The 1,641-nt window shown below is 74.4% G+C and carries 1 protein-coding gene; it reads right to left on the bottom strand.

Features of this window, described 5'->3' with window-relative positions; genetic code table 11:
• Nucleotides 1–1,641 (bottom strand): acetate--CoA ligase family protein (locus ACTS11_RS02395; RefSeq protein WP_442638752.1); only part of this gene is annotated, 1,641 nt, incomplete at both ends.

Here is a 1,641-nt window from a genome sequence, read left to right as displayed (position 1 = left end):
CCTCGGGCTGCGGATGGCAGCCCGAGGAGCGCGCGCTCCACCTCCGCCGCCGTCGCGGGCACCGTCAGCGACACGGTATCGGCCAGCATCTCCGCCAGCACGCCACCGGCGCCGAGCGTCAGAACAAACCCGTGCGCCGGATCGCGCAGGATGCCCACCAGCACCTCCGCCACGCCGTCCGTAACCATTTCTTCTACAAGAAACGCTGTCCCGCCCATCCGGACCGCCGCCGCCTCCACCGCCTCGGCCGAGGTCAGCCCCAAGGCCACCGCCCCGGCTTCGGTCTTGTGCGCGATCCCCAGCGCCTTCAGCACGACCGGAAACCCGATCTCACCCGCCCGCGCCGCCGCCTCCGCCGCGCTTGCCGCCTCGGCCCGCCGCGGCACCGGCACGCCATGCGCGGCCAGCAGCACCTTGCCCTCGGCCTCCGTCAACAGCCGCACCTCCCTCGGCTCCGGCCCCGGCAACAGCACCTCGCCGCGCGCCGCCAAGGCCCCCAGCCGCGCCGCCGCCTCGAGCGCCGCCAGCCCCTCGGCGAAGCCCGACAGCGCCACCACCCCCTTCGCCCGCATCAGGGCGACGGTCGCCTCCGGCATGGTCTCGGGCAGGCTCGACAGGATCGCCATCGGGATGCTGGTCGCCGCCGTCGCGTCGGCGCAGGCGTCGATCACGATCTCCCAGGCCGAGGCATCGCAGCGGTCGGGGCGCGGGAAGTCGAGGATCGCCACCCCGATGGCGATGTGCGGCGCCAGCATTGCGGTGAAGACACGCGCCAGCGCCGCGCGGTCGCCCCAGATATAGGTTTGGTAATCCAAGGGGTTGGCCAGCGCCACCTTCGGCCCCAGCGCCGCGCGCAGGCCGACCCGCTGCGCCTCGGTCAGCGGCGGGCACTCCAGCGCCCGGCCCAGCATCAGGTCCGAGATGATCCCCGCCTCGCCGCCCGAGCTCGACAGGACCCCGATCCGCCCCGAGGGCAGCGGCCCCACGGCGTGCAGGATTTGCAGCGCCTCCAGCAGCTCCGCCGGGCTCCTGACCCGCGCCACCCCCAGCCGGTCGAACAGCGCCGCCGCGCCCGCGTCGTTCCCGGCGAGCGAGCCCGTGTGCGACACCGCCGCCGCCCGTGCGCCCTCCGAGGCGCCGGATTTTAGGACGACCACCGGCTTGCCTAGGGCCCGTGCCCGCGCGGCCATCGCGATGAAGCCCGGCAGGTCCCCCACCCCCTCGACATGCAGCCCCAGCGCCGTGACGCGCGGGTCCTCCAGCAGCCCCACGGCGACCTCGGCCAGCCCCGACTGCGCCTGGTTGCCCACTGTGACGACATAGGCGAGCGGCAGGCCGCGGGCCTGCATGGTCAGGTTCAGCGCGAGGTTCGAGGACTGGGTGACGATCGCCACCCCGTTTTCGGCCCGAACGCCGCCATGCTGGTCGGGCCAGAGCGCTGCGCCGTCGAGGAGGTTCAGGAAACCGTAGCAGTTCGGCCCGAGAATGCGCATCGGCCCCGCCGCGGCGACGAGCGCGGCCTCGAGGTCGCCGCCGTCGCCCGTCTCGGACACCGACTCGCGGAAGCCCGACGCGAAGCAGACCGCGCCGCCCGCCCCCCGCGCCGAAAGCGCACGCACCACGTCGACGCTCGCCTCGCGG

The organism is Roseicyclus sp., from assembly GCF_052168335.1.
In the GTDB taxonomy this organism is placed as follows: domain Bacteria; phylum Pseudomonadota; class Alphaproteobacteria; order Rhodobacterales; family Rhodobacteraceae; genus Roseibacterium.
The sequence above is the reverse complement of the archived record's forward strand: the minus strand, read 5'-3'. Positions and strand labels throughout refer to the sequence as shown.